Here is a 21,133-nt window from a genome sequence, read left to right as displayed (position 1 = left end):
TGCGCGGACGCTGCATTCCGCACATGCCGCCGGGGCTGCCGGAGGCTGCCCTCAGGCGGCCACCATGTCCATCGCTGTGGGGAAAGCGCCGGGATCGAGCGCATCCAGATGGTTCCGGCCACGCATCGCGAGGATGAGCCGCCCGACCTGCGCGGTATCGTCCAGCGGCAGGCACGGCAGCAATGTGTCGAGCCGCGCATCGGTAGCCACCGCGACGATCGAGGGATCGCAGGGATAGTAGGGCGCACGCCCATGCGCCGGGCGGTACACCTCGATGCGCGGAATGTCCTCCCGGCGGAAGCCTTCGACCAGCGTGATGTCCGCGGGCCGCAGCCGTGCCACCTGCTCGGCAAGCGTCGGCTCGGCTTCATTGGCCAGCTCGCGCACGATGGCGTAGCGATAGGGCGAGGCCACCATCACTTCGGTGGCACCGGCTGCGCGAAAGCGCGCGCTGTCCTTGCCGGGAGGCTCGAGTTCCAGCGGATGGTGGCTGTGCTTGATCACGTTGACGGTCAGGCCTTGCGTGCGAAACCACGGCAGCAGTGCGGTGATCAGCGTGGTCTTGCCGCTGCCCGAGGTGCCGGTGATGCCGAAGATAAAGGGTTTCATGTCGTGACGGATTCGGTTGGTGCGGTGGTAATGGGCAAAGGGCATACCAGCGGCAGGAAGGCATCGGCGCGTTGCGAGTAGGCCAGCAGCGCACCGGCCTGCAGGTCGAAGTACCAGCCGTGCAGCGTCAGCCTTCCGGCTTCGAGCGCGCGCCGCACGAACGGGAAGGTCTGCAGGTTGCGCAGCGAGACCAGGATCGCCGCCTGTTCGCAGGCGCGCTGGCGCTGCGCCGGGCTGGCGTCGGCAAGCGTTTGTTCTACCTGCCGGCGCGCCGGTGCGGCGATGCGCACCCAGGCGCCGAGGTAGTCGCCTTCGTCGGGGGGATGGTCGCCGGCGTCGGCCGGCTGCGCCAGCAGCGCGCGGATGCCGCCGCAGCCGCCATGGCCCATCACGATGATGCGGTCGACCTGCAGCTGCTCGACCGCGAACTGAATCGCGGCGGACACGCCGTGCAGGCTGCCTTCATGACGCCCGGTGCAGGGCGGCACCAGGTTGCCGATATTGCGCACGGTGAAGAGATCGCCCGGGTCGCAGCCCAGCAGCAGGGCCGGGTCCACGCGCGAGTCGCAGCAGCCGATCAGCAGCGTGGGCGGTTGCTGCCCGGTGCGCAGTGCATCGAACAGGCTCGGCGCATCGTCGAAATAGCGTTGCTGGAACCGCTCGAAGCCCTTCAGTAGATGTTCGATCTGATGCATGGCGGTTTCCGTTGGTCAGGATGGCGGCGCTACTGCACCAGCGGGCTGTCGGCGCCTTCCAGCTCGATGCCCTCGATGCGGGCGCGCCCGATCAGCAGGCTGGCGTATTGCTTCCAGGCGCGGTCGCGTGCCGCCGTGGCCAGCGCACAGGCGATGTCGCCACGCACGGCGTCGAAAGGCAGGCGGGTGCCGGTGCAGCGCTCCAGGATGCGCACGATATGCAGCCCGAAGCGGGTCTCGACCAGTTGCGGCAATACCCCGTCATGCTGCGCGGCAAACAACGCGCGCTCGAACTCCGGCGCGGTTTCGCCGCGGAACACGCGGCCCAGGCGGCCGCCGTTGTTGCCGCTCGGGCAATTGGACAGCGCGCGGGCATGCTGCGCGAAGTTCGACGGATCGCCGCGCACCAGCGCCAGCGTCTGCGCCGCGATCTCGCGCAGCGCGTCCAGCGGCACGCGTGGCGTCACCTGGAACAGGATGTGGTCGGCCTCGACCCATTCGCCGTCGCGGAAGCGCTCCGGACGGCTGTCGTAGTGGCGGCGGCAGCTGGCTTCGTCAGGCTCGGGGATGCCGGCCTCGCGTTCCAGCAGCGCCATGGCGAGCGCGTCGTCGTCCTGGCCGGGAACGGCCAGGCCGATGCGGCCAGCCTCTTCGCGTACCAGCAGGCGCAGGATGGCAGAGATCGTCGCCATCCTGGCGGGATTGGCAGCGTCGTGATGATGGTCCAGCTCGCGTTCGATATCGGCGTCGCGCAGTTCCACGCCGTTGACGGTGACAGGCATCGGATTCTCCTTGTGCGGTGATGGCGTTCAGCGGCTGCGCACCAGCTGCCAGGCGCGGCCCAGGTAGCCGAGCGAGGCAAAGCCGCTCCACACATGCACCAGCCGCGTGAACGGGAAGATCACGAACAGGGTCATGCCCATGAACAGGTGCGCCTTGAACAGCAGCGGGGCGTCGGCGATAAAGCCGGCGGCGTCGCCGCGCAGCGTGACGATGTGCTGGGCCCAGTTCATCAGCTGCACCATCATGTGGCCGTCCATATGGCCGGCCGATTCGAAGATGGTGGACAGGCCCAGCAGCAGCGTCGCCAGCAGCCACAGCAGCAGCACCTTGTCGCCGGTGCGGGTCACCGCGGACACGCGCGCGTTGGTCAGGCGGCGGTGCAGCAGGATCAGCAGGCCGGCCAGGCACATGGTGCCCATCACGCCGCCGGCGGCCATGGCCACGCCCTGCTTGAAGCCGTGCGAGACGCCCAGCGCGTCCCACACCGCCACCGGGGTCAGCAGGCCCACCAGGTGGCCGAAGAACAGGCCCAGGATGCCGACATGGAACAGGATGTTGCCGGTGCGCAGGTTGCCGCGGTACAGCACCTGCGAGCTGTCGCTCTTCCAGGTGTATTGCTCGCGCTCGAAACGGGCCAGGCTGCCGAACAGGAAGATGGCAAGCGCGATGTACGGGTAGATGCCGAAGAGGAATTGGTGGAGGGTTGCCATGGTGTGTTAGCTCGGTAAGTGGGGCTGCAAGGGCGTGCGTGTGCGTCTTTGCCGATTGTGTTCCCCTCTCCCCTCAGGGGAGAGGGCAGGGTGAGGGGTGGTTTAAGCACCGGCGCTCCGTTGAAGCTCCCGCCCTCACCCCCGCCCCTCTCCCGCACGCGGGAGAGGGGAGAAAACAAGCGACTCGCGAAAGCATGTCAGCAGGCTGCGGGCGCCGGCGCGGTGCCGCGCGGATAGAACTTCACCGCCTGCGGCCCGGCCTGAGGTGCCAGCAGCGGCTCCACGCCATCGGCGCCCGGACCGAAGGTCTCCAGCGCCTCGTCCATGTCGCGCACCGGCGGCTCCTGCTGCGGTTGCGGCTGCACGTCGGTCAGCGTGCGCAACACGGCGAACACGCCGGCGTACGGACTCTGGTTGCGCGCGAGGCGGTCGCCGATCGCGGCCAGCACGTGGATGGCTTCGCCGAGCAACTGTTCGGCGCGGGCGTCATTGCCGTCGGCCGCAAGCGCGCCGAGGAACTCCAGGAACAACGGCACGTAGTCGGGCAGCTCCGACGCCGCGGGCTCGAAGCCGTCGCGCCGGTACTCGTCGATCAGGTCGACCATGGCCTGGCCGCGGTCGCGGCTTTCGCCGTGCACATGCTCGAACAGGTGCAGCGAGTGCGCCGGGTTGCGGTCGAAGGTGGCGACATAGTTCTCCTGCAGCGCGATCAGCGCTTCGCCGCGCAGCATGCCGGTCACCGGGGCCAGCAGGTGTCGCGCCTGCGGCCACTCGGCCAGCGCGGCGTCGATCTCGGGCAGCGCGTCGACCAGGTCCTGCTCGGGATAGCCGAGCAGCGCGCTGAGGATGGGATAGAGGGGCATGTTGTTCTCCGGTTCGTTCGCGGTCGCTCAGCTCATCACTGCCTTCTTGCGCGACCTGGGCATGTCGACGAAATGCACGCTGCCCTGCGGCTTCTTGCCGAACAGCGCGCCATCCGAGGTGCCGCCCGAGCAGCCGTTGCCGAAGGTGAAGCCGCAGCTGGCCTTGTCGTTGAAGCTGTCCTCGACCATTTCCTTGTGCGAGGACGGGATCACGAAGCGGTCTTCGTAGTTGGCGATGGCCATGGTCTTGTACATGTCCTCGACTTGCGCGGGCGTCAGGCCCACCTGCCTGAGCACGTCCAGGTCCTGCACGCCGTCCACGACCTGCGAGCGCTTGTACGCGCGCATTGCCAGCATGCGGTCCAGCGCCGACAGCACCGGCATCACGTCGCCCGCGGTCAGCAGGTTGGCCAGGTACTTGACCGGGATGCGCAGGCTCTTGACGTCGGGGATGATGCCGTTCATGCCCATGTGGCCGGCCTCGGCCGCCGACTGGATCGGCGACAGCGGCGGGATGTACCAGACCATCGGCAGCGTGCGGTACTCCGGGTGCAGCGGGAAGGCGACCTTCCACTCGCACGCCATCTTGTAGACCGGCGACTTGCGCGCGGCGTCGAGCCAGCCTTGCGGAATCCCCTGGCGCAGCGCCTCGGCCTGCACCGCCGGGTCGTGCGGATCGAGGAAGACGTCGAGCTGCGACTGGTACAGGTCGCGCTCATCGGCCACCGACGCGGCCTGCTCGATGCGGTCGGCGTCGTACAGCATCACGCCGAGGTAGCGGATGCGGCCGACACAGGTCTCTGAGCAGACCGTGGGCTGGCCAGCCTCGATGCGCGGATAGCAGAACAGGCATTTCTCGGCCTTGCCGCTCTGCCAGTTGAAATAGATCTTCTTGTACGGGCAGCCCGAGATGCACATGCGCCAGCCGCGGCACTTGTCCTGGTCGACCAGCACGATGCCGTCGTCCTCGCGCTTGTAGATCGAGCCCGACGGGCACGAGGCCACGCACGCCGGGTTCAGGCAGTGCTCGCACAGGCGCGGCAGGTACATCATGAAGGTGTTCTCGAAGGTCGAGTACATCTCCTTCTGCACGTCGTCGAAGAGCTTGTCGCGGCCGCGCGAGCTGAACTCGCCGCCGAGGTCGTCTTCCCAGTTCGGGCCCCACTCGATCTTTTCCATCTTGCGGCCGGTCAGCACCGAGACCGGACGCGCGGTGGGCGGGGTCTGCGACAGCGGCGCCTTCTGCAGGTGCTCGTAGTCGTAGGTGAAGGGCTCGTAGTACTCGTCGATCGCCGGCAGGTTGGGATTGGCGAACAGGTTCGCCAGGATCTTCAGCTTGCCGCCCTGGCGCGGCTCCAGCGTGCCGTCGGCATTGCGCTTCCAGCCGCCCTGCCACTTGTCCTGGTTCTCCCATTCCTTGGGATAGCCGATGCCGGGCTTGGTCTCGACGTTGTTGAACCACGCGTACTCGACGCCGTCGCGGCTGGTCCAGACGTTCTTGCAGGTCACGGAGCAGGTATGGCAGCCGATGCACTTGTCGAGGTTCAGCACCATGGCCACCTGGGCGCGGATCTTCATTGCGTTGCTCCTTCCTTCTCAGTCTTTTCCACGAGCGGGCCTTCCAGCCAGTCGACCCTCTTCATCTTGCGCAGGATCACGAACTCATCGCGGTTGCTCCCCACGGTGCCGTAGTAGTTGAAGCCGTAGGCCAGCTGCGCGTAGCCGCCGATCATGTGCGTGGGCTTGGTCACGGCGCGCGTGACCGAGTTATGGATGCCGCCGCGCATGCCGCTGGTCTCGGCACCCGGCACGTTCACGATCTTTTCCTGGGCGTGGTACATCAGGCACATGCCCTTGGGCACGCGCTGCGACACCACCACGCGCGCGGTCAGCGTGCCGTTGACGTTGAACACCTCGACCCAGTCGTTGTCGCGAATGCCGTTGGCCTTGGCCTCGGCTTCCGAGATCCACACGTGCGGGCCGCCGCGCGACAGCGTCAGCATGCGCAGGTTGTCCGAATACGTGGAGTGGATGCCCCACTTCTGGTGCGGCGTGATCCAGTTCAGCACCAGCTCCGGGTTGCCGTTGGGCTTCCTGCCCAGCATCGGCGCCACGGTCTTGGTGTCGATGGCCGGCTTGTACACGCACGCGCCTTCGCCGAAGTCCAGCATCCAGCGATGGTCCTGGTAGAACTGCTGGCGGCCGGTCAGCGTGCGCCAGGGGATCAGTTCGTGCACGTTGGTGTAGCCGGCGTTGTAGCTGACTTCCTCCGATTCCAGGCCCGACCACGTCGGCGCGGAAATGATCTTGCGCGGCTGCGCCTGCACGTCGCGGAAGCGGATCTTGTCGTGCTCGCGCCCTTCGGCCAGGTGGGTGTGGTCGCGGCCGGTGATCTTCGACAGCGCTTCCCACGCCTTGACGGCGACGTGGCCGTTGGTTTCGGGCGCGAAGGTCAGGATCATCTCGGCGGCGTCGATCGCCGTTTCGAGCTTCGGTCGGCCCTGGCTCACGCCGGGTTCCGTCACCGTGTGGCTCAGGTCGCCGATTTCCTTGACCTCATGCTGGGTGTTCCAGTTGATGCCCTTGCCGCCATTGCCGAGCTTGTCGAGCAGCGGGCCGATCGAGGTGAATTTCTTGTAGATGTCCGCGTAGTTGCGCTCGACCACCGTCATCGACGGCGCGGTCTTGCCGGGGATCAGGTCGCACTCGCCGGCCTTCCAGTCCTTCGGCTCGAAGGGCTGGCCCAGTTCGCCCGGGGTGTCGTGCAGCAGCGGCGTGCATACCAGGTCCTTGCGCGTGCCCAGGTACGGGCCGGCGATCTCGCTGAACTTCTTTGCGATGGCCTTGTAGATTTCCCAGTCGGTCTTGCTTTCCCACAGCGGCTGCACGGCCTCGGACAGCGGGTGGATAAAGGGGTGCATGTCGGACGTGTTGAGGTCGTCCTTCTCGTACCAGGTTGCCGTCGGCAGCACGATGTCGCCGTACAGGCAGGTGGTGCTCATGCGGAAGTCCAGCACGGTCAGCAGGTCGAGCTTGCCTTCGGCGGCCGGGCGCACCTTGACTTCGCTCGGCGTGATCGCGTCGTTTTCGTCGCCGAATACGGCGTTCTGCGTGCCGAGCAGGTACTTCAGGAAATACTCATGCCCCTTGCCCGAGCTGCCCAGGATATTGGAGCGCCACACGAACATGTTGCGCGGGAAGTTGGCCGGGTTGTCGGGATCGTCGCAGGCAAACTGCAGCGCGCCCGACTTCAGTTGCTCGACGGTGTAGGCCACCGGGTCCTTGCCGGCCTGCTCGGCCGCATCGACCACGTCGAGCGGATTGGCGCCCAGCTGCGGCGCCGACGGCAGCCAGCCCATGCGCTCGGATTTCGCGTTCAGGTCCAGCAGCGACATTCCGTCGTAGCGCTTGCGATCGGCGGTCGGCGACAGGATCTCGTCGACGCCCAGTTTCTCGTGGCGCCACTGGCTGGTGTGGTTGTAGAAGAACGAGGTGCCGTTCATCTGGCGCGGCGGGCGCGACCAGTCCAGGCCGAACGCGAGCGGGGCCCAGCCGAACTGCGGGCGCAGCTTTTCCTGGCCGACATAGTGGGCCCAGCCGCCGCCGCTCTTGCCGATGCAGCCGCACATCATCAGCAGGTTGATGATGCCGCGGTAGATCATGTCGTTGTGGTACCAGTGGTTCAGCGCGGCACCGACGATCACCATGCTCTTGCCTTGCGTGCGGTCGGCGTTGTCGGCGAATTCGCGCGCTACCTGGGTCACCAGGCGGGCCGGGACGGTGGTGTGCTTCTCCTGCCAGGCCGGGGTGTAGGGCACGTCGTCCTCATACGACGACGCCACGTTGGGGCCGCCCAGACCCTGGTCGACACCGTAATTGGCCATCTGCAGGTCGTACACGGTGGCCACCAGTGCGGTGCTGCCATCGGCCAGCGTCAGCCGGCGTGCCGGCACGCGGCGGCGCAGCAGTTCATCGTGTTCGCCGCCGAAGTAGGGGAAGCCCACTTCCACCACCTCGTCTTCCTTGCCGAGCAGCGACAGGCGCGGCTCGACCGCGCGGCCGCTGCCGCCGTCCTTCATTTCCAGGTTCCAGCGCCCCACCTTCTCGCCGCCGTTGTGGGCGCCTTCGCCCCAGCGGAAGCCGATCGAGCCGTTGGGCGCGACGATCTCGCCGGTGGCGTCGTCAATCTGCAGGGTTTTCCATTCGGGATGGTTGGCTTCGCCGAGGTTGTCGGCCAGGTGCGACGCGCGCAGGAAATGGTCGGGCACCAGCGTGCCCTGGTTGTCACGCAGCAGCACCAGCATCGGCATGTCGGTGTACTGCTTCACGTAGTCGCGGAAGTAGGCGGACTTGCCGCTGACGTGGAATTCCTTCAGCACCACATGGCCCATGGCCATCGCCAGCGCGGCATCGGTGCCTTGCTTCGGCGCCAGCCAGATATCGCCGAACTTGACCATTTCGCCGAAGTCGGACGAGACCGCGACGGTCTTGGTGCCCTTGTAGCGGACCTCGGTGTAGAAGTGCGCGTCGGGCGTGCGCGTCTGCGGCACGTTGGAGCCCCACACCATCAGGTAGGTGGAGTTGTACCAGTCGGCCGATTCGGGCACGTCGGTCTGTTCGCCCCAGATCTGCGGGCTGGCCGGCGGCAGGTCGCAGTACCAGTCGTAGAACGACAGGCAGGCGCCGCCGAGCAGGCTCAGGTAGCGCGCACCGGCGGCGTACGAAACCATCGACATCGCCGGGATCGGCGAGAAGCCGATCACGCGGTCCGGGCCGAACTTCTTCACGGTAAGGGCGTTGGCCGCGGCGATCATCTCGGTGGCGGTGTTCCAGTCGGCACGGACGAAGCCGCCCTGGCCGCGCACGCTCTTGTAGCGCGCCGCTTTTTTCGGATCCTGGCTGATCGATTCCCAGGCGGCGATGGGATCCATGGTCTTGCGGGCCTCGCGCCACATCTCCATCAGGCGGCCGCGGATCATCGGGTATTTGACGCGCTGCGCGGAGTAGACGTACCAGCTGTACGAGGCGCCGCGCGGGCAGCCGCGCGGCTCGTGGTTGGGCAGGTCCGGCCGCGTGCGCGGATAGTCGGTCTGCTGCGTTTCCCAGGTGATCAGGCCGTTCTTGACGTAGACCTTCCAGGAGCACGAACCGGTGCAGTTCACGCCGTGGGTGGAGCGCACGATCTTGTCGTGCTGCCAGCGGCTGCGGTAGCCGTCTTCCCACTTGCGGTCTTCGTTCACCACCGCGCCGTGGCCGTCCGCATAGGTGGACTTGACGCGCGACATGAACTTCAGTCGATCCAGGAAATGACTCATTTGCTTGTTCTCCGCGAGGCTATTCTGCGGGGCTCCGGCGGTTGCCCGGGAGCATTTGCAGGGACACCTCGAGCTTATGGGGGAGCGGGGCGGCGGCCAATTCGCTGGTGGAACAGCCGCCGGATGGCGATCGGGGGAGATGCCCGGCGCGGACCTAGTTCCGAAGAACTAGTCCGGCCGGCAAGGGAATCAGCAGGGCATGGGGGCGTTGCGGCGCGCGTAGTACCACCACGTCACCAGCACGCAGCTGAGGTAGAAGGCGATAAAGCAATACAGCGCGGCGTCGGGGGCACCGGTCAGCTCGAGCGAGGTGCCGAAGCTCTTGGGGATGAAGAAGCCGCCGTAGGCGCCGATCGCGCCGGAAAAGCCCAGCACCGCCGCGGATTCCTTGCCGGCTTCCTGCAGCGCCTGGCGCTGCGCGGCGTCGCCCTTGCCCTTCGCGGCGCGCTGGCGCTCGGTCAGGAAGATCACCGGGATCATGCGGAAGGTCGAGCCGTTGCCGATGCCGGTCAGCGCGAACAGCGCGATGAAGGCCGCGAGGAAGTACGTGAAGTTGCCGCCGGCGCCGTCGTGCGGCAGCGCCGCCAGCACGGCGAACACCGCCACGATCATGCCGACGAAGGTCCACAGCGTGACGCGCGCACCGCCGAGCTTGTCGGAGATCCACCCGCCCACGGGACGCGTCAGCGCGCCGACCAGGGGCCCGAGGAAGGCATAGGCGGTGGGGTTCACGCCCGGGAACTGCGACTTGGTCAGCAGCGCCAGCCCGGCCGAGAAGCCGATGAACGAGCCGAAGGTGCCCACGTACAGCCAGCACATCAGCCAGTTGTGCTTGCGCTTGAAGATCACGGCCTGCTCGGCGAACGACGCCTTCGCATCGGCGATGTCATGCATGCCGAACCACGCGGCCAGCGCCGACACCACGATGAACGGCACCCAGATAAAGCCCGCGTTCTGCAGCCACAGGTCCTGCGTGGCGCCGTTGGCCTGGTACTGCTGCGGCTCGCCGCCGAGCGCGCCGAACACCGCCAGCGACACCACCAGCGGCGTGACGAACTGCACCACCGACACGCCCAGGTTGCCGATGCCGGCATTCAGCCCGGTGGCCAGCCCCTTCTTCGCCTTGGGGAAGAAGAAGCTGATATTGGCCATCGACGAACTGAAGTTGGCGCCGCCCAGCCCGCACAGCAGCGCCAGCACCAGCAGCGTGGGATAGCCGGTGGACGGGTCGCGCAATGCGAAGCCCATGCCCAGCGCGGGGATCAGCAGCAGCGCGGTGGAGATCGCGGTGAAGCGGCGCCCGCCGAACATCGGCACCAGGAAGGAATAGAAGATGCGCAGCGTGGCGCCGGACAGCGCCGGCAGCGCGGTCAGCCAGAACAGCTGGTTCTTGGTGAACTGGAAGCCGGCGCGGTCGAGGTTGACCGCGACCACGCTCCACAGCATCCAGACCACGAACGCCAGCATCAGCGCCGGGATCGAGATCCACAGGTTGCGATAGGCGATGCGCTCGCCCTCGCTTTGCCAGAATGCCGCGTTCTCGGGCTCCCAGCGGGTGAGTACGGATGAGGTCATGATTGGTATGCCTTGGTTGAGAGAGCGCGGAGGCGCGCTTGTGAGGTGAGCAATCAGGCTGCCTGCGTGAGGCCGACGGCCTGCGCCTTGCGCTGGCGTTCAGCGCGGTGGCTGTAGTGCATCCACACCAGGCTCACGCACACCGTGCCGTACATCAGCATGAAGCAGCTGCTGCGGATGCCGGTCAGGTCGGCCAGCATGCCGAACAGGATCGGCAGGATGAAGCCGCCCAGGCCGCCGGCCAGGCCGACCACGCCGGAAACCGCGCCGATGTTGTGGGTGAAATCGTTGGAGATGAACTTGAACACCGAGGCCTTGCCGATGGCGAAGGCAATGCCGACCACGAACAGCAGGACAGTGAATACCGTGGGCGTCAGCGCGATGCGGAAGCCTTGCGGACCGCTGGTGGTCTGGATGATGAAATCGGTCTGCGGATAGCTCAGCAGGAAGAAGCCGACCCAGCTCACCCACATCACCCACCAGGTGGTGCGATGGGCGCCGTAGCGGTCCGAGATCCAGCCGCCGATGGCGCGCAGCACGCCGCCGGGCAGCGAGAAGCAGGCGGCCAGGAAGGCGGCGGTCTTGATGTCGAAGCCGTATTCGCCGATGTAGTACTTGGTCATCCACAGCGACAGGCCGACATAGCCGCCGAACACCACCGAGTAGTACTGCGAGTAGCGCCACACGCGCGGATCGCGCATCACCGCCAGCTGCTCGCGCCAGCCCACGCTGGACTTGACCATGTGCGCCGGGTTGCTGCGCGAGAACACCCAGAACAGCAGCGCGGTGGCGAGCATCGCCACCGAATAGACGCGCGGCACGACGGTCCAGGTGCCTGCCGCCAGGATCAGCGCTGGCGCGACGAACTTGGTCAGCGCGGCGCCTGAGTTGCCGGCGCCGAAGATGCCCATCGCCAGCCCCTGGCGCGAGCGCGGGAACCAGCGCGCCACGTAGGGCGTGCCGACCGAGAACGAGCCGCCCGCCAGGCCGACGAACAGCCCCAGCACCAGCAGCTGCCACAACGTGGTCGCATACGAGATCAGCCAGATCGGGATCACGGTGGCCAGCATCAGCACGAAGAACACGATGCGGCCGCCGAAGCGGTCGGTCCACAGCCCCAGCGGCACGCGGATCAGCGAGCCGCTCAGCACCGGGGTGGCGGCGAGCAGGCCGAATTCGGTGTCGTTCAGGCCGAGCTGTTGCTTGAGGGGAATGCCGAGGACCGCGAACAGCATCCACACGGCAAAACAGATGGTGAAGGCAAAAGTACTGGACGCCAGTGTCATTGCGGCGCCGGGCGGGATCGGCTCCGGCGCGCGGGGTTGGGTGGCCATGGCCATGCTCCTGTGTCAACTTTGGCGGGGGTGATGCCAGAGTAGGGGCGGGCGCTGGTGCTGCCTATTCGCCGGCCGCACAGCGCAGGCGCGGCGCTGACTGCCTTTGGAAGTAGTTCTACCGGGGGAGGTCGCCGGCGCGGTGGCGGTGCTATCGTGGCGACGACATGCGGCGCAGTGTTGGCGCCGCCGCGGCCGACCGCGCGCCGCACCTCCGTTGCCTTCCAGACATGGACACCATTCCCATCCTTCCCGCGCGGCGCATGCCGCCTTCCGGCAACGCCCCCGCGGGCCCGCCGCCACGTGGCTTTGCCCTGTTTGCGCTGGGATTCCGGCCGTTCTATCTGGGCGGTGCGGTGTTTGCCGCGCTGGCAATCGCGGCCTGGTCGGCAATGCTGGCGGGCATGCAATCGGTCGGTCCGGCACCAGTGCTGCCCGGGATGTTCTGGCATGCGCACGAGATGGTGTTCGGCTTTGCCGCCGCGATCGTGGTGGGATTCCTGTTCACGGCGGGACGTGCCTGGACCGGGCAGCCCACGCCGACCGGCGCGGCGCTGGCCGTGCTGTTCGGGCTGTGGCTGGCCGGACGCGTGGGCCTGTGGGTGGCGCCGGGCACCGTGGCCTTCGCCATCGAAGCCGCGTTCCTGCCGCTGGCGGCGCTGGCCTTCACGCGCACGCTGGTGCGCGGCGGCAATCGCCGCAACTATCCGCTCGCGCTCGCGCTATGGCTGCTGGCGCTGGCCGATATCGCCAGCCTGTGGCTGCAGGCGCGCGGCCATGACGCCGGCGCGATGCTGGCGTGCCGCGCCGGCGTGGCGCTGGTGACGCTGTTCGTGGTGGTGATCGGCGGGCGCGTGATTCCGATGTTCACCACCAATGCGATTCCCGGCTTCCGGTTGCGCCAGTACCGGCGGGTGGATCGGCTGGTGATTCCTGCTGCGGTGCTCGGCCTGGCGGCCGGGCTGCTGCCCGTGCCGGCATGGCTGGCGGCGGCGCTGTCATTGCTGGCGGCGCTGGTGCTGGGCGCGCGCGTGGCGGGGTGGCGCGGTTACGCGGTCGGCAACCGGCCGATCCTGTGGGTGCTGCACCTGGCCTACGCGTGGCTGCCGCTGGCGCTGCTGCTGCAGGCGCTCGGCGCGCTCGGACTGGTGATGGCCGGGCTGGCGACGCACGCGTTCACGGTGGGCGTGCTCGGTGTGGCGATCATTGCCATGATTACCCGCACCGCGCTGGGCCACACCGGCCGCATGCTGGTGGCCGGCCGCGCCGAGACCGCGGCGTACTGGCTGGTGGCCGCGGCGGCGGTGTTGCGCGTGTTCGGGCCGATGGCCTGGCCCGCCGGCTACCTGCATTGGGTGTGGGGCGCGGGGGCGTGCTGGGTGGCGGGCTTTGGCCTTTATGCGCTGACGTATGCGCCGCGGCTGGCGCGCCCGCGCGTGGACGGCAAGCCGGGCTGACGAGACCGCGCTGGCGCTCAGGGGCAGGCCTGCGCCATTGGCGCGCGGTTGCGCGCGCCTTGGTCCAGCTTCACGCTCAGCCAGGCCACCGCCAGCGCCGCCATCGGCGCCAGTGCCGCCACCCAGGGCAGTGCCGTCAGCCCCGGGCCGTGATCGACCACCACCCCGCCCATCCACGCACCCAGGCCGTTGCCCAGGTTGAATGCGGCGATATTGAAGCTCGATGCCAGGTTCTCGCCGGCGCCGTGGGCGTGGCGCAGCACGCGCAGCTGCAGCGGTGACACCGTGGCAAAGGCCGCGACGCCGAGGATGCCGACGAAGGCCACCACCAGCACCTGGCTGTGGATGGCCAGCGTCATCGCCGCCAGCACCACCGTCAGCGCCGCCAGCGTGGCCAGCACCGCGCGCGCCGGGGCGCGGTCGGCAAAGCGGCCGCCCAGCACGTTGCCGACGATCATGCCGGCGCCGAACAGCAGCAGGATCGGCGATACCGCCACCTCGCCAAAGCCGGACACCCGTGTCAGCAACGGCTGCACATAGGTGATCACGGCGAAGATGCCCATCGACTGCAGCACCGTCATCAACAGCCCCAGCAGCACCTGCGGGCGGCCGATGGTGGCCAGCTCGTCGCGCAGTGCGACGCGTGCGCCGTGGTCCTGGCTCTTCTGCACCAGCAGCGCGATCACCGCCAGCGACAGCAGCCCGACCAGCGTCATGGCCCAGAAGGTCGAGCGCCAGCCCAGGTGCAGGCCCAGCCAGGCGCCGGCGGGCATGCCCAGCAGCGTGGCCAGGGTCAGGCCCGAGAACATCACCGAAATCGCCGAGGCACGGCGGTCCTCCGGCACCAGCCCGGTCGCGACCACCGCGCCGACGCCGAAGAAGGTGCCATGCGTGAGCGAGGTCAGCACGCGCGCGATCATCAGCGTGGTGTAGTCGGGCGCCAGCGCGCAGGCGGCGTTGCCGACGGTATAGATCACCATCAGCGCCAGCAGCACCGCCTTGCGCGGCATGCGGCGCGTCAGCAGCGTCAGTACCGGCGCGCCGGCGAACACGCCCAGCGCGTAGCCGGACACCAGCATGCCGGCCGCGGCGATGGTCACCTGCAGGTCGGCGGCGACCTGCAGCAGCAGGCCCATGATCACGAATTCGGCGCAGCCGATGCCGAACGAGCCGGCCGTCAGCGCGTACAACGCCAGCGGCAGCCGGGCCCGGGTGGGAGCGGCGAAGGTGGAAGGGGAGGAAGCCATGGTCGGAGAGGGGCGCAAGGGAGGACGAAGCCCGCAGTCTGGCCCTTTGCGGCTTCAGCAAAAACCGGCATGATCCATAATCAGTTTCAATAAATCATTGAAAATCATGGACCGGATCGGCGATATCGGCCTGTTTCTGCGCGTGCTCGACCTGGGCTCGATCAGTGCCGCGGCGCGCAGCCTGGACCTGTCGGTGGCGGTGGCCAGCCAGCGCCTGCAACGGCTGGAGCGCGAGCTTGGGGTGCGCCTGCTGCATCGCACCACGCGGCGGCTGCACGCCACCCCGGAGGGCGCGGTGCTGGCCGAGCAGGGGCGCGCGCTGGTGGACGACCTGGAGGCGCTGGGGGCGTCGTTGCGGCAGGCCGGCACCGGCATCACCGGCACCTTGCGGGTCACGACGTCGTCGTCGTTCGGGCGGCTTTACGTCTCGCCGCTGCTGCCGGAATTCCTGGGGCGCCATCCCGGGGTATCGCTCAGCGTCAACCTGAGCGACCACGTGCTGGACCTGGTCAGCGCCGGCTTCGACCTGGCGATCCGGATCGGTGCGCTCGACGACTCGGCGCTGGTCGCGCGCCGCTTGGCCAACAACCGGCGGCTGCTGTGCGCGTCGCCCGACTACCTGCGCCGGCGCGGCACGCCGCGCACGCCGCAGGACCTGGCGCGGCACGATTGCCTGCTGCTGGTGGGCAGCCAGGGACGGCAGGATGTGTGGCGGCTGGGCGATGGCGCCGGCGGCGAGATTGCCGTGCGCGTGCGCGGCCGGATCGAGGCCAATACCGGCGAGCTGCTGTCCGACGCGGCGCTGGCGGGCTTCGGCATCGCGCTGCATTCGGCCTGGCATGTGTGCGCCGACCTGCAGGCCGGCCGGCTGGTGCAGGTGCTGCCCGATTACCCGGTGGCCGACACCGGCATCTACGCGGTGATGCCGCAGCGGCGCCTGGTGCCGCCGCGCGTGCGCGCCTTCGTCGATTTCCTGGCTGAACGCTTTGGCGAACACCCGCCGTGGGAACGGCTCCACGGCGGGTGAGCGGGGCCCGCGCTACGCCGCCGGCTGCGGCGCGGCCGTGGCGTGGCGCCGGTAGTCGCCCGGCGTCATGCCGGTCCAGCGGCGGAACGCGCGGAAGAACGAGTTGGCATCGTCGAAGCCGAGCCGGAACGCGATCTCGCCGAGCGACATCGCGCCTTCGCTCAGGTAGTGGCCGGCCAGGTCGCGCCGCGCGTCTTCGCACAGCGTGCGGAAGCTGGTGCCGGCGGCCATCAGCCGGCGCTGCAAGGTGCGCTCGCTGATGTCGAGGTGGCGCGCCACCGCGGCCAGGCTCAGGGCGCGATCGCCGGCCAGCTGCTGCAGGGCGCTGCGCACATCGCCCAGCGATGCCGCGGCGGGCCGCAGGTCGCGGCTGGCGGCGGGCGCCGCCGGGCTGGAGCGGTCGCGCGCCATCAGCCGCAGCGCCAGGTCGCGGCGGCCGAACACGATCGCGTCTTCGGGCTCGCCAAAGCGCACCGGGCAGTCGAAGGCCTCGGTATAGCGCAGGTGCCAGGCCGGCTGGCCAATGCGCAGCGACACCCGCAGCGGATGCAGCGGCTTGCGCGTGAAGCGCCGGCCGAAGGCCAGCAGCGAGCACAGCTCCATGTCGATGCGCGGCCGGCTGTCGGGCGCCTCGGGATCGCTCGGGCGGATGCAGACCCAGGCTTCGTCGCCCTGGCGGCGCAGCTCGACACGATCGCCGGCCAGCAGCTTCTGGTAGCGCGCGATGCGCCGCAGGGCGGTGCCCAATGACGGGCCGGCCATCGCGGGCAGGCCGGCCAGGCCGAGCAGGTCGGGCGGCATCCGGCTGCCCAGCCACAGTCCGATGGCGGGGTCGCCGGTGGCGTGATAGACGGCCAGCAGCAGGTGGATGGCCTGTTGCGGGTCGGCCGCATGCGCGGCGGGTTGGTGGTCGCAGGAGTCGGAGTCGGAGTCGGATTCCGGGGCAGGCGCGAGTGCCGATACGTCGTAACCGCCTTCACGCAGCGCGTGCAGCAGGTCACGAGGCAACGGCCCGGCCTGGATAGGCTCTTGTTGTGGCATCGTCGTTTTCTGGCTGGCAAGGTGGCGCAATTGCGCCCGTGCAGCCCCCGGTACGAAAGAGATTACGCGGTGACGATGGCCCCTTCAAGGGCGCGGGGCGGCCGGAAGTGTGTGCCAGGCAGCTTAACGGACGCTCAGGAAGGCATCCCTGGATGCCAGGCGACAGGGAGGGCCGCGCCGCTGCTGGCCTGGCGGGTCGCTGCAACCCGTTGCTTAAATTTTGGGCAGTCCGGTGCGGTGGCGCACAGACCGGGGTTTTCGGACAGGTCACGGCAGGATATCCACAGATTCTGTGGATATCACGTCGAAGTTTTCAACATGGGTTTGTGCGGCTGCCGGCGGACGTCGGAAGCGGGTATGCTGGGCCGGTTTGACTGCATGGCGGGGCTCCTGCGGCGCCGGCGGCCACCGGCGGTGGGGGTCGGCCTCGGCGCGATCGGGTCGCATCCATGCGCCATTTCGCATCATCGTGCCGCCAACGCTGCACCAGGCCCGGCATCCCCCTTTCGCGAGTCAACCTGCCCGCTGCCATGCGCCATGACCGGTCGTTCGCCTTCCCGCCCCGCCTTGCCGTGTTGCCGCTGCTTGCCGCCGCCGTGACGCTGTCGGGCTGCGTGGCGCAATACCGGGTACCTGCCGGTGCGCCGTCCGCCAGCGTGCGGCTGATGACCAGCACCGATGAAAACACCTCGTTCACCGTCGTCGATCCGGCCAGATGCCCGGATCCGGCCCGGCCGCTGGTGCTGGCGGGGATGGGCAGGCAGTTGTCGGCGATGGGAAGGGAGCGCGGCCTGGACATGGCCGGGCGTTCGCCGGAGCCGGCCGCGCGCACGCGTGAGCGACTGGTCGAGGCGGGCCGGCGCATCTATGTGGCGGTGACGTCGGCGGCTGCGCCGCCGCTGCCCGAGATGCGCTGCGCCGCGGGCGTGTCGTTCGTGCCGGTGGCCGGCGCGCAGTACGAGATCCGCTACCAGCGGGACGAGACCGCCAGCCAGTGTTCGGCGCGAATCCTGCGCCTGCAGCCGCTGGCCGACGGCGGCGCACGCCTGACGGCCGAGCCGACGCAGCAGGGTTTCAGGGCGCTGCGAAAGGATTATGTCTGCCAGGCGTTGTGAAACCCGTCCGGGCCCCCCGGCTGCGGACGGGTTGGCGGGGCAGCGGGCAACCGGCGCGGCCCCTGAGCCCCGACGGCAGGGCTGGCTTACTGCTCGATCAGGAAGCGCTCCGGACGCTTGCCCAGCCAGGCCGGCGCCCGGCCGCGGCCCGACCAGGTCTTGCCGGTCTTGGGGTCCATGTACTTGGGGGGCAGGGCGGCGGCAGTCTTGCGCGCGCTGCTGCCGGCGGGACGGCCGCGCTTGCGCCGCGGCAGGATGTCTTCCGCGGTCAGGCCATATTCGGTCATCAGTTCGCGGATTTTATCGATCACGCCCGCCACTTCGTTCGCGCGCACTTCATTCAGCTTGGCTTCCAGCGCTTCCTTCTCAGCCAGGAGTTGCTTGTATGTCGCCATTTATATCCCCTTTCTGCAATTAGGCCGCTGCATGGTACTAGAAATTCAGGTGTCAGGGCACCTGAAAAAATTTTACAAAAAATAACGCAGATTGCACGGACAGATTGTCGGGGCGCTGGTCGGCATCATTGTCTCGCCGAATGCGGGAACCATTGCCGCTTCCATGGCTGCGACATTGCCCCAGCCAATGGTCGTTTTGCAGTGCGGGTTTCCATTTTCTTGCCCTCATTCCGGGCCAATCGAAATACGCGCGCCGCCCGGCTTTAGCGCCTAGACTGTTTGTCTGCGCCCCGCGCAGTGCCACGCCACGACTACCGGAGCCCCCCATGAGTCAGCAGATCTTTGTCAATTTACCCGTGCGCGACCTGCAAAAGTCGATTGCCTTCTTTACCCAGCTGGGCTTTTCCTTCAATCCGCAATTTACCGACGATACCGCGACCTGCATGATCGTCGGCGAGAACATTTTTGTGATGCTGCTCACTGAAGCCAAGTTCCGCAGCTTCTCGCCCAATGACATCTGCGATGCGCGCAAAGCCACCGAAGTGCTGGTTTGCCTGTCGATGGAAACCCGCGCCCGCGTCGATGAAATGGTCAATGCCGCGGTGCTGGCGGGGGGCAATACCTACAAGCCGCCAATGGATCTGGGCTTTATGTATGGCCACGGCTTCCAGGACCTCGACGGCCATGTCTGGGAGCTGGTGTACATGGATGTGGCGGCAATGCAGGCGTCGCAGTGAACGCGCCATCGCGCCGGGCCCGCGCCAAAAAAAACAGCCCGGGAAAGCAGGAAGCCCGGGCTTGAAATCCACCTGGATCGCGGTGGAGGAGACATCTGGTTGCCAGCGTCCCGGCAACGTCCGGGACGCGCTCATGCGCAGCGTGGTCAGATCGCCCAGCCGCCGGCGTAGAACGCAGCCAGCACCACCGCGATGGCCACGGTGCCGAGATTGAGCTTGCGCCATTCGCCGGCCACGATGCGGCCCACCACCAGGGTGCAGAAGCCGAGCATGATGCCGGTCACGATATTGCAGGTCAGCACGATGAACACGGCGCAGACCAGGCCGGCCAGTGCATCGACCAGGTCATCCATGTGCAGGCGGCTGACGCTCGACAGCATCAGCAGGCCGACGTACATCAGCGCGGGCGCGGTGGCGTAGGACGGCACCAGCGCGGCCAGCGGCGAGAAGAACATCACCGCCACGAACAGCAGGCCCACCACCACCGCGGTCAGGCCGGTCTTGGCGCCGGCGGCGACGCCGACGGTCGACTCGATATAGGCCGCGGCCGGGGCGCCGCCGAACATGCCCGAGAAGATCGAGCTGACCGAGTCCGCGGTCAGCGCGCGCCCGCCGTTGTGGATATGGCCGGCGGCATTGAGCTGCCCGGCCTGCCCGGCGACCGCGCGGATGGTGCCGGTGGCGTCGAACACCGCGGTCATCACCAGTGCCAGCACGCTCGGCAGTACGGCGGCGGTGAGCGCGCCGCGCACGTCCATGGCGCCGATCAGCGACTCGTGGCCCGGTGCGCTCAGCGACGGCAGCGCGAACACGCCGGTGAACTTCACCGCCGGATCGAAGGCCAGGCCCAGCGCCGAGATGGCGATGATGACCAGCAGGATCCCGCCCGGCACCTTGCGGCGCTCGAGCCCGAAAATTGCGGCCAGGCCCAGCACCGACATCACCACCGGGAACGAGGTGATCTTGCCCAGCGCCACCGGCAGGCCGGCATGCGTGTTCTTGACCACCAGCCCGACTTCATTCGAGGCGATCAGCAGCAGGAACAGGCCGATGCCGATGCCGGTGCCGTGCGCGACGCCGGCCGGCAGGTTGCGCAGGATCCAGGAGCGCACGCCGGTGACCGAGATCGCGGTGAAGATCAGGCCCATCAGGAACACCGCGCCGAGCGCCACCGCCGGCGACAGGCCCTGGCCCAGCACCAGGCCAAAGGCCATGAACGCGGTCAGCGAGATGGCGCAGCCGATGGCGATCGGCAGCTTGGCCCACAGGCCCATCAGCAGCGAGCCGAAGGCCGTGGTCAGGCACACCGCGACAAAGACCGCGCTGGTATCGAAGCCGGCCTTGCCCAGCATGCCCGGCACGACGAAGACGGCGTAGACCATCGCCATGAAGGTGGTGACGCCGGCCACCACTTCCTGGCGCTGCGTGCTGCCGCGCGCGGTGATCTCGAAGAAGGCATCGAGCCGGCCTTTGACTTCCGGCACATTGGGGGCGTGGGGGCGTGCGGGATCGGCCTCCGCCGCGGACGACGGATAGGGTTGTTCGATCATGATGGGCTGTCTCCTTGCGGGCGCTGCAACGTCCGTCGTGCGGAACGTCGTCAGACGGTCTCACGTGGTTCTGGTCTGGGCTGGAGGCGGAAATCCTGGCCAACCCCGCTGTTATCGGTGTGCCGCTTGTCGGTGCCTTCTGTGGGCGTGATCCGGGCAAGGCTGAAGGCTAGGTGAGGCGGCGCCGGCCATCATCACCGGCGCTCAATGCGCGGCATGTGCGACGGAGAATATCGAATGTGATGCGTGAGTATCTCTTGGCGGTAAGGGCGCTTCAGGTGGCGTTTTCGGCGGCTGCCGTTATCAGGCGCCGCATATACGGCCTATAGGGAATGACCCGGATGCCCGGCGGTCGACTTCTCTATACTAGGGATAACCCTGAATTGTCTCGAGATCCGGGCCGAATTCCGGCCAGAAGTGCTTCACGAGACACTAAACCTGTTTCCCAACCGGAAAGGAAGAATCGCCATGCAAGCACTCGCCGACACCCTCTATCGCCAGCCCGCCCAGCCGAAGTCCGCGCAGCCTGGCGCCGCGGAGCCGGCGCGCGATGTCGCCTATTACGCCCGCATGGGCGGCGGCCAGTCGCTGGCCGCGCGCGTGCGCGCCTACTTTGCGCAGGGCTGGGCGCTGTACGCCGCCAATGCCCGCGAGGCCGCGCCGATCCGCTGGCTGTAAAG

18 protein-coding genes are annotated in these 21,133 nt (G+C 68.0%); 5 read left to right on the top strand and 13 right to left on the bottom strand.

The window, feature by feature from the left end; translation table 11 throughout:
• Positions 1–51: 51 nt before the first annotated feature.
• The 9 genes from mobB to AC3FMM_RS09295 all read right to left on the bottom strand — a co-directional run bounded on the left by mobB (position 52) and on the right by AC3FMM_RS09295 (position 11,884).
• Positions 52–609, bottom strand: a complete 558-nt coding sequence (gene mobB, locus AC3FMM_RS09335) for a molybdopterin-guanine dinucleotide biosynthesis protein B (protein WP_115713964.1) — start codon at positions 607–609, stop codon at positions 52–54.
• Positions 606–1,304 (bottom strand): carbonic anhydrase, encoded by a 699-nt coding sequence (locus tag AC3FMM_RS09330; protein ID WP_116313954.1) that lies wholly within the window; start codon positions 1,302–1,304, stop codon positions 606–608. Before AC3FMM_RS09330 ends, mobB begins: the two co-directional genes overlap by 4 nt.
• A gap of 29 nt (positions 1,305–1,333) precedes the next feature.
• The gene (locus AC3FMM_RS09325; protein WP_116313955.1) at positions 1,334–2,086 is read right to left on the bottom strand and encodes a peptidylprolyl isomerase; all 753 of its coding nucleotides are present in this window, start codon (positions 2,084–2,086) and stop codon (positions 1,334–1,336) included.
• Positions 2,087–2,113: 27 nt separating this feature from the next.
• On the bottom strand, positions 2,114–2,797 hold the full coding sequence (gene narI, locus AC3FMM_RS09320; RefSeq protein WP_116313956.1) for a respiratory nitrate reductase subunit gamma: 684 nt from the start codon (positions 2,795–2,797) through the stop codon (positions 2,114–2,116).
• A 197-nt stretch (positions 2,798–2,994) separates the two neighbouring features.
• On the bottom strand, positions 2,995–3,660 hold the full coding sequence (narJ, locus tag AC3FMM_RS09315; RefSeq protein WP_488686487.1) for a nitrate reductase molybdenum cofactor assembly chaperone: 666 nt from the start codon (positions 3,658–3,660) through the stop codon (positions 2,995–2,997).
• Between the two features lie 27 nt (positions 3,661–3,687).
• Complete coding sequence (narH, locus tag AC3FMM_RS09310) at positions 3,688–5,238, bottom strand: nitrate reductase subunit beta (protein ID WP_488686486.1); 1,551 nt, start codon at positions 5,236–5,238, stop codon at positions 3,688–3,690.
• Positions 5,235–8,975, bottom strand: coding sequence for a nitrate reductase subunit alpha (locus tag AC3FMM_RS09305; protein ID WP_116313959.1), 3,741 nt, complete (start codon positions 8,973–8,975; stop codon positions 5,235–5,237). The genes narH and AC3FMM_RS09305 overlap by 4 nt, the downstream gene beginning before the upstream one ends.
• Before the next feature lie 189 nt (positions 8,976–9,164).
• Complete coding sequence (locus tag AC3FMM_RS09300) at positions 9,165–10,550, bottom strand: NarK family nitrate/nitrite MFS transporter (RefSeq protein ID WP_473704625.1); 1,386 nt, start codon at positions 10,548–10,550, stop codon at positions 9,165–9,167.
• A 53-nt stretch (positions 10,551–10,603) separates the two neighbouring features.
• On the bottom strand, positions 10,604–11,884 hold the full coding sequence (locus tag AC3FMM_RS09295) for an MFS transporter (protein ID WP_115713956.1): 1,281 nt from the start codon (positions 11,882–11,884) through the stop codon (positions 10,604–10,606).
• Between the two features lie 230 nt (positions 11,885–12,114).
• Here AC3FMM_RS09295 and AC3FMM_RS09290 point away from each other — a divergent pair, with 230 nt between their 5' ends.
• On the top strand, positions 12,115–13,341 hold the full coding sequence (locus tag AC3FMM_RS09290; RefSeq protein ID WP_488686485.1) for an NnrS family protein: 1,227 nt from the start codon (positions 12,115–12,117) through the stop codon (positions 13,339–13,341).
• A 17-nt stretch (positions 13,342–13,358) separates the two neighbouring features.
• On the opposite strand, the gene AC3FMM_RS09285 is transcribed toward AC3FMM_RS09290, so the two are convergent.
• Complete coding sequence (locus AC3FMM_RS09285) at positions 13,359–14,588, bottom strand: MFS transporter (protein ID WP_488686484.1); 1,230 nt, start codon at positions 14,586–14,588, stop codon at positions 13,359–13,361.
• A 106-nt stretch (positions 14,589–14,694) separates the two neighbouring features.
• Between AC3FMM_RS09285 and AC3FMM_RS09280 the strand changes: the two genes are divergently transcribed.
• The gene (locus AC3FMM_RS09280; protein WP_326346410.1) at positions 14,695–15,615 is read left to right on the top strand and encodes a LysR family transcriptional regulator; all 921 of its coding nucleotides are present in this window, start codon (positions 14,695–14,697) and stop codon (positions 15,613–15,615) included.
• A 12-nt stretch (positions 15,616–15,627) separates the two neighbouring features.
• On the opposite strand, the gene AC3FMM_RS09275 is transcribed toward AC3FMM_RS09280, so the two are convergent.
• Positions 15,628–16,656 (bottom strand): AraC family transcriptional regulator, encoded by a 1,029-nt coding sequence (locus AC3FMM_RS09275; protein WP_240987779.1) that lies wholly within the window; start codon positions 16,654–16,656, stop codon positions 15,628–15,630.
• Positions 16,657–17,186: 530 nt separating this feature from the next.
• On the opposite strand from AC3FMM_RS09275, the gene AC3FMM_RS09270 reads away from it, so the two are divergent.
• Positions 17,187–17,771 (top strand): hypothetical protein, encoded by a 585-nt coding sequence (locus tag AC3FMM_RS09270; protein WP_115713952.1) that lies wholly within the window; start codon positions 17,187–17,189, stop codon positions 17,769–17,771.
• An 86-nt stretch (positions 17,772–17,857) separates the two neighbouring features.
• On the opposite strand, the gene AC3FMM_RS09265 is transcribed toward AC3FMM_RS09270, so the two are convergent.
• Positions 17,858–18,166, bottom strand: a complete 309-nt coding sequence (locus AC3FMM_RS09265) for an H-NS histone family protein (RefSeq protein WP_111516681.1) — start codon at positions 18,164–18,166, stop codon at positions 17,858–17,860.
• A gap of 326 nt (positions 18,167–18,492) precedes the next feature.
• On the opposite strand from AC3FMM_RS09265, the gene AC3FMM_RS09260 reads away from it, so the two are divergent.
• Positions 18,493–18,903 (top strand): VOC family protein, encoded by a 411-nt coding sequence (locus AC3FMM_RS09260; protein ID WP_115682378.1) that lies wholly within the window; start codon positions 18,493–18,495, stop codon positions 18,901–18,903.
• A gap of 146 nt (positions 18,904–19,049) precedes the next feature.
• Here AC3FMM_RS09260 and AC3FMM_RS09255 read toward each other — a convergent pair whose 3' ends face one another.
• On the bottom strand, positions 19,050–20,453 hold the full coding sequence (locus tag AC3FMM_RS09255; RefSeq protein ID WP_115713950.1) for an NCS2 family permease: 1,404 nt from the start codon (positions 20,451–20,453) through the stop codon (positions 19,050–19,052).
• Between the two features lie 468 nt (positions 20,454–20,921).
• Here AC3FMM_RS09255 and AC3FMM_RS09250 point away from each other — a divergent pair, with 468 nt between their 5' ends.
• Positions 20,922–21,131 (top strand): hypothetical protein, encoded by a 210-nt coding sequence (locus tag AC3FMM_RS09250; protein ID WP_115713949.1) that lies wholly within the window; start codon positions 20,922–20,924, stop codon positions 21,129–21,131.
• Positions 21,132–21,133 lie beyond the last annotated feature (2 nt).

The sequence above is a fragment of the Cupriavidus sp. 207A1 genome, from assembly GCF_057798955.1.
Note: the sequence above shows the minus strand (reverse complement) of the source record. Positions and strands in the feature narration are given on the sequence as shown.

Coding starts and splice junctions, on each gene's coding strand:
- narJ (WP_488686487.1), bottom strand. CDS start 3,660: ATGCCCCTCTATCCCATCCTCAGCGCGCTGCTCGGCTATCCCGAGCAG.
- AC3FMM_RS09330 (WP_116313954.1), bottom strand. CDS start 1,304: ATGCATCAGATCGAACATCTACTGAAGGGCTTCGAGCGGTTCCAGCAA.
- narI (WP_116313956.1), bottom strand. CDS start 2,797: ATGGCAACCCTCCACCAATTCCTCTTCGGCATCTACCCGTACATCGCG.
- AC3FMM_RS09305 (WP_116313959.1), bottom strand. CDS start 8,975: ATGAGTCATTTCCTGGATCGACTGAAGTTCATGTCGCGCGTCAAGTCC.
- AC3FMM_RS09285 (WP_488686484.1), bottom strand. CDS start 14,588: ATGGCTTCCTCCCCTTCCACCTTCGCCGCTCCCACCCGGGCCCGGCTG.
- AC3FMM_RS09295 (WP_115713956.1), bottom strand. CDS start 11,884: ATGGCCACCCAACCCCGCGCGCCGGAGCCGATCCCGCCCGGCGCCGCA.
- AC3FMM_RS09265 (WP_111516681.1), bottom strand. CDS start 18,166: ATGGCGACATACAAGCAACTCCTGGCTGAGAAGGAAGCGCTGGAAGCC.
- AC3FMM_RS09300 (WP_473704625.1), bottom strand. CDS start 10,550: ATGACCTCATCCGTACTCACCCGCTGGGAGCCCGAGAACGCGGCATTC.
- AC3FMM_RS09255 (WP_115713950.1), bottom strand. CDS start 20,453: ATGATCGAACAACCCTATCCGTCGTCCGCGGCGGAGGCCGATCCCGCA.
- AC3FMM_RS09275 (WP_240987779.1), bottom strand. CDS start 16,656: ATGCCACAACAAGAGCCTATCCAGGCCGGGCCGTTGCCTCGTGACCTG.
- AC3FMM_RS09270 (WP_115713952.1), top strand. CDS start 17,187: ATGCGCCATGACCGGTCGTTCGCCTTCCCGCCCCGCCTTGCCGTGTTG.
- AC3FMM_RS09260 (WP_115682378.1), top strand. CDS start 18,493: ATGAGTCAGCAGATCTTTGTCAATTTACCCGTGCGCGACCTGCAAAAG.
- narH (WP_488686486.1), bottom strand. CDS start 5,238: ATGAAGATCCGCGCCCAGGTGGCCATGGTGCTGAACCTCGACAAGTGC.
- mobB (WP_115713964.1), bottom strand. CDS start 609: ATGAAACCCTTTATCTTCGGCATCACCGGCACCTCGGGCAGCGGCAAG.
- AC3FMM_RS09325 (WP_116313955.1), bottom strand. CDS start 2,086: ATGCCTGTCACCGTCAACGGCGTGGAACTGCGCGACGCCGATATCGAA.
- AC3FMM_RS09290 (WP_488686485.1), top strand. CDS start 12,115: ATGGACACCATTCCCATCCTTCCCGCGCGGCGCATGCCGCCTTCCGGC.
- AC3FMM_RS09280 (WP_326346410.1), top strand. CDS start 14,695: ATGGACCGGATCGGCGATATCGGCCTGTTTCTGCGCGTGCTCGACCTG.
- AC3FMM_RS09250 (WP_115713949.1), top strand. CDS start 20,922: ATGCAAGCACTCGCCGACACCCTCTATCGCCAGCCCGCCCAGCCGAAG.